The following is a 5,193-nucleotide window of genomic DNA, read 5'->3' on the forward strand; positions in this document are numbered from 1 at the left end:
TATCATTAAATTAACACATATTTATAAAAAGTGACATTTTATATCTGTAATTACATAAAAATCAAGAATTTTTATAGAAATTTTTATTTTTTTAAAAAAAATTTAAAAAAAACGGAAAAAATAAATAAAAAAAGCGATTTTTAGTCATTAAATATTATGTGATTTTTTACTTTATAAAGAAAAATACCTTTTTTTAATAAAAAGGAAGATGTCCTATTTTGAGAAAAGAGAAATTGTAAAATTAAATTAATTTTATTTTCAGTTAAATTTATATTTAAAAATTTTTGGTGAATTAGGTTATATATTAAATTTTTTTGCTTTTTTTCTGTTTGTTGTTTTAATCAATCAATATCAAAATTTGTTTTTTCTCATTTTTGCAACATTTTTTTATTTTTTCTATCTTTAAATAATAAAAAAATGTTTTTAATTTTGTAAGAAAAAATTGTTAGATTTTTATAAAAAGATTTATTTTTAAACTCAATTCTAATTTTATTTCTTTCATAAATTGGTAAGTTATTTGTATAGTCAATGGCAAAATTTATGTTTTTATTTTTTAATATTTTTTCAATTTTGTTTTTTGAATACTTAAAAAGTAATGGTCTATAAATTTGCATATCAAAGAGTTGACTTTTCTTTTTTATACCTCAATAATTAACTATTTTATTTTTATTTTTTTGAAGCATTATTGTCTCAAAAAAATCATCTTTATTATGGGCAATATAAAGGAAATTACAGTTATTTTCTTTATAAATTTTTTTAAAAAAATCATATCTTATTTGTCTGGCAAAATTTTGGAAATTTTCTATCTTTTCATAATTATCATAACTAACAGTTAGAACAAAAAAAGGAATTTTGTATTTTTTACAAAAATTCTCTACTATTGTTTGATCTTCATCGCTAGTTTCTCTTTTTTTATAGTTAACGTGTGCCACAACAATATCTTTATTTTTAAACTTATTTAACATAAAGATAGAATCTGGCCCGCCACTAACTGCTAAGAGAAGTCTTTGCTTTTTTATTTTTAGCATTAAACCTTTCAATAACCATTCTTATATCGTTAGAAATAAATTCAATTGAAGCAAGAGCAGCATCTTCAACAACTTTATCAATTATTTCTTTTTCACTTTGACTAAAAGGGGTTAAAACGTAATTTCTAGTGTTTTTATTTTCTGGTCGACCAATTCCTATTTTTAATCTTTTAATTTGATCAGTACCTAGTTGTTCAATAATGTTTTTCATACCATTATGCCCAGCGTGAGAACCGTGATTTTTAATTGCTGCTTGACCTATTTTAAAGTCCATGTCATCATAAATAACAAGAATATCATCAGCAGGAATTTTAAAGAAAGACATTATTTCTCTTACAAAATCACCTGACTTATTCATATAAGTAAATGGTTTTACTAAAACATAATCTTCTTTTTTTGCAAAAACACCATTGAATTTACTTTTTTCAAATTTTAATTCTAATTCATTAGCTATTTTATCTAAAACTCAAAATCCCACGTTGTGCTTTGTATTTTCATATTCAACACCAGGATTTCCTAAACCTATAATTAATTTCATATTTTAAATTATATTCCATTATAAGAATAATTTTTACAAATAACAGTAAAATTCTTTAGTCATTTTGTTCTAAAAAATAATTGATATTTGTTTTTCTTTCTCTCTCTTCTGTTGATACAGCTATTTCAATAGCATCTTTTTCTCCAATAATTATTAATTCATCCTTTGCTCTTGTAATTCCTGTATAAAAGATTTTTTTATTTAAAAATATATTATATTCTTTAAAAATTAAATATATAAGAGCAGATGTTTCAGAACCTTGAAATTTATGTACAGAAACACAATAAGATAAAACTATAGAATTTCTGAATTTTTGCTCTGTAAATTTAATTAGTTTATCATTAAATTTAATTATTATAAATTCCACTTTTTCTTTATAAAACAGAATATTTTCTATATAACCGATTTCCCCGTTTACTAAATTTTGACTGGAATCATTTTCTGTTTGCATAACTTTGTCGTTAACAAAGTACTTAATGCCGTCTATTTCAAAAAAAGTATTATTTTTTTCATCAAAAATTTTGCTTTGAATTATTTTATTAATATTATTAATTCCTGCATTTCCTGCATATTTTGGAGCAATTACAATAAAATCATTTATTGAAAATTTTGATAAAAATAAGTCAATTTGCTTATTGAAAATTTCTAGAAAAGACTTTGCATTACTTTCATAAAATTTTACATAATTATTTTTAAATACAGGTATTTGGCCATTATTTACTGACGCTGCAATTTCTAATATTTCTTGTTTGTCTTTTTGACGATAATTATTTATTAATTTATTAGTAATAAATTTATCACTGTTAATAAAGTCATTTAATAAATTTCCATAACCAATGGAAGGTAATTGATCTTTGTCTCCAATTAAAACTATCTTTTTGATTTTATTTAAATCCAAAGATTTTAAGAGTTTATAGAATAAATCAGTATTCACCATAGAAAATTCATCGATAATTAAAGCATTAATTTCTTTTGTTAATTCTAAATTATATTCAATATTTTCGTTTTCTCATGAGACTTCTAAAAATGAATGAATTGTTCTAGAAGGGATGGATGCTTTTTGCAAAATATGAAAAGAGGCTCTACCTGTTGGAGTGAGAACTGCGACGTTTTTTTCTCCAAAAACATCGCTAAATCCTTTATAAATGAATTTTAGAATTTCTGTTTTACCAGTCCCTGGACCACCTGTTATAATAGTTAAATTATTTTCAAAAGCAGAAATAACAGAATTTTTTTGTATATCGTCTAAATACTTACCAATAATAGATTTTTTATATTTAAATTTATATTCTTTCTTTTTAATTTCATTAATAGTTTTTGCAATAAATTGCTCTTGTTCATACATTATAAAGTGAGTAATATTTTTTTTATCTTTGACAAAAAATAAAAATTTTTGATCCATTAAAATCTTTACATATTCTTTAAATTCTTCAATACTCATAAAAATTTTTTTATTTGTATTTTTATAAACATGTTTTATTTCTTCTGGTTCTAAAAAAGTATTTTCATTGTCTTTTAAATAAGATAAAAACTCGTTTAAAATTATATATTTTTTTCTAATTTTACTTTCTGGTTTTATACCTAAAGCCAAAGCCATTTTATCTACATCAGAAAAAACATATTCATCAACTGTATCTAAAATACAAAAAGGTTGCTCCTTTAAGTATTTTCAAAATTCTAACAATCTGTACTTTTTATCTAATTTAGAATATAAATTTTCTAATCCATTTGAAAAAAAGAAAATTTCTATTTCTTGTTTTAAAGAATTTGCAGAAATTTTGTCAAAAATAATTTTTGCTTTTCTTTCAGGAATTAATTTAGGAATAGAATAAATGAGATTAGGATCGTTTTTTAAAATAAATATGGATTTATCACCCCAAGTGTTATAAATGCTTTGAGCCATTTTTTGACCTATTCCTGGAAAAAGTGAAGAAGAAAAGTATTTTACTATTTCTTTTTCGTTGGTTTCAATAATTAATTCACATTTTTTTAATTCTCAACTATTTTGATATTTTGGATGGTTTTTTTCTAAAGCAGTAATTAAATAAGATTTTTTTAATTCTAAATTACTTTTTGAAGTTAGACTAATTATTTGTTTTTCTTTAGTTTTTACTAAAAAAATAAAGAAATTTTTAGTATTGTTTTCAAAAATCTTTCTTTCTACTTTGACTTCAAATTCTTTCATATGGAAATTATAAACTACTATTAAAAAATATCAATTCAATTTTAACTAATAAGATATATTTTTAGTTTTTGTATTATAATTTTATTTATGTTAAATATTAAATTTATATTAAATAATAAAGAAGAAGTTATTAATAAACTTAAAACAAGAAATTTTAATATTTCTTTAGTAGAAGAAATTTTTAAACTTGGAGAAAAAAGAAGTGAAGTTATGTCAAAACTTCAATTTTTAGAAAGTCAAAGAAATGAAAAATCTGCAAAAATTGGTCAAATGGTAAGAAATAAAGAAAATACTGACCAAATCAAAAAGGAAGTAAGTGAACTTAAAATTCAAATTGATTCATTAAGTGAGCAAAGCAACGAAATTAACTCTAAAATTGAAAATATATTACTAAATATTCCTAATTTACCTTTAGATTCAGTTCCTGTAGGTTTAGATGAAAATGATAATGTAGTAGTTGAAGTTAAAGACAAAATTGGTAGAGGACTTGTAAAAGCATTAAAACCACACTATGAAATTGGTTTAGATTTAGACATTTTAGATTTTGCAAGAGCAGTTAAAATGTCTGGTTCTAGATTTGCTATTTTTAAAAATGAAGGAGCAAGATTAGTAAGAGCATTAGTTTCATTTATGTTAGATGAACACGTAAAAAATGGTTATACAGAAATGGTTACTCCTACAATGGTTTTAAGCAAAATGCTTTATGGAACAGGACAACTTCCAAAGTTTGCTGAAGATTTATATAAAATTGAAAATAATGATATGTGAATGATTCCTACAGCAGAAGTAACTTTAACCAATTATCATAATGATGAAATTTTAGATTTAAATGTTGCTAAAAAATACGTTGGTTATACAAAATGTTATAGATCTGAATCAGGAAGTGGTGGAAGAGATACTAAAGGATTAATTAGATCTCACGAATTTCACAAAGTAGAATTAGTTAAAATAGTTAATGATAAAGACAAAATGAATGAATTTCACCAAACTGTAAAAGATGCTGCTAATATTTTAGAAAAACTAGAAATTCCATATAGAACAGTAGCATTAAGCACAGGAGATTTAGGTTTTTCTTCTAAACAAACATTTGATTTAGAATTATGACTTCCTTCAGAACAAAGATTTAGAGAAGTTTCATCAATTTCATTCTTTGGTGATTTTCAAGCAAGAAGAGCATTAATTAGATATAAAAATGAAGATAATAAAACAGAGTATGCAAATACTATAAATGGTTCTGGTATAGCTATTGATAGAGTTTTTGCTGCTATTTTAGAGCAATATCAAAATGAAGATGGAACAATTGATATTCCAAAAGTTTTAGTTCCTTATATGAATGGTTTAACTAAAATTTCAAAGTAAAATCCACAAAACATTGTGATAACTAATTTCCCATCTTTCCCAGTTTGCCCTAAGAAATTAGACTAAAATTGGAATTTATAGAT

4 protein-coding genes are annotated in these 5,193 nt (G+C 22.7%); 1 reads left to right on the forward strand and 3 read right to left on the reverse strand.

The annotated features are described in order from the left end of the window. Window positions 1-140 precede the first annotated feature (140 nt). Genes tilS through ACXX84_RS03985 form a run of 3 tightly spaced genes read right to left on the reverse strand, consistent with a single transcriptional unit; the run spans window position 141 to window position 3,751 of the window. Window positions 141-1,028: a tRNA lysidine(34) synthetase TilS gene (tilS, locus tag ACXX84_RS03975; RefSeq protein ID WP_458572951.1), complete on the reverse strand. Its 888-nt coding sequence runs from the start codon at window positions 1,026-1,028 to the stop codon at window positions 141-143. Then, window positions 988-1,566 carry an aminoacyl-tRNA hydrolase gene (pth, locus tag ACXX84_RS03980; RefSeq protein ID WP_436358664.1) on the reverse strand — a complete coding sequence of 193 codons (579 nt, stop codon included), beginning with the start codon at window positions 1,564-1,566 and terminating at the stop codon, window positions 988-990. The genes tilS and pth overlap by 41 nt, the downstream gene beginning before the upstream one ends. Window positions 1,567-1,621: 55 nt before the next feature. Then, on the reverse strand, window positions 1,622-3,751 hold the full coding sequence (locus ACXX84_RS03985) for an AAA family ATPase (protein ID WP_458572952.1): 2,130 nt from the start codon (window positions 3,749-3,751) through the stop codon (window positions 1,622-1,624). 87 nt (window positions 3,752-3,838) lie between these two features. Between ACXX84_RS03985 and serS the strand changes: the two genes are divergently transcribed. Next, window positions 3,839-5,110: a serine--tRNA ligase gene (gene serS, locus ACXX84_RS03990; RefSeq protein WP_458572953.1), complete on the forward strand. Its 1,272-nt coding sequence runs from the start codon at window positions 3,839-3,841 to the stop codon at window positions 5,108-5,110. Window positions 5,111-5,193: the final 83 nt, after the last annotated feature.

The sequence above is a fragment of the Mycoplasma sp. AC157 genome (genome assembly GCF_054343415.1).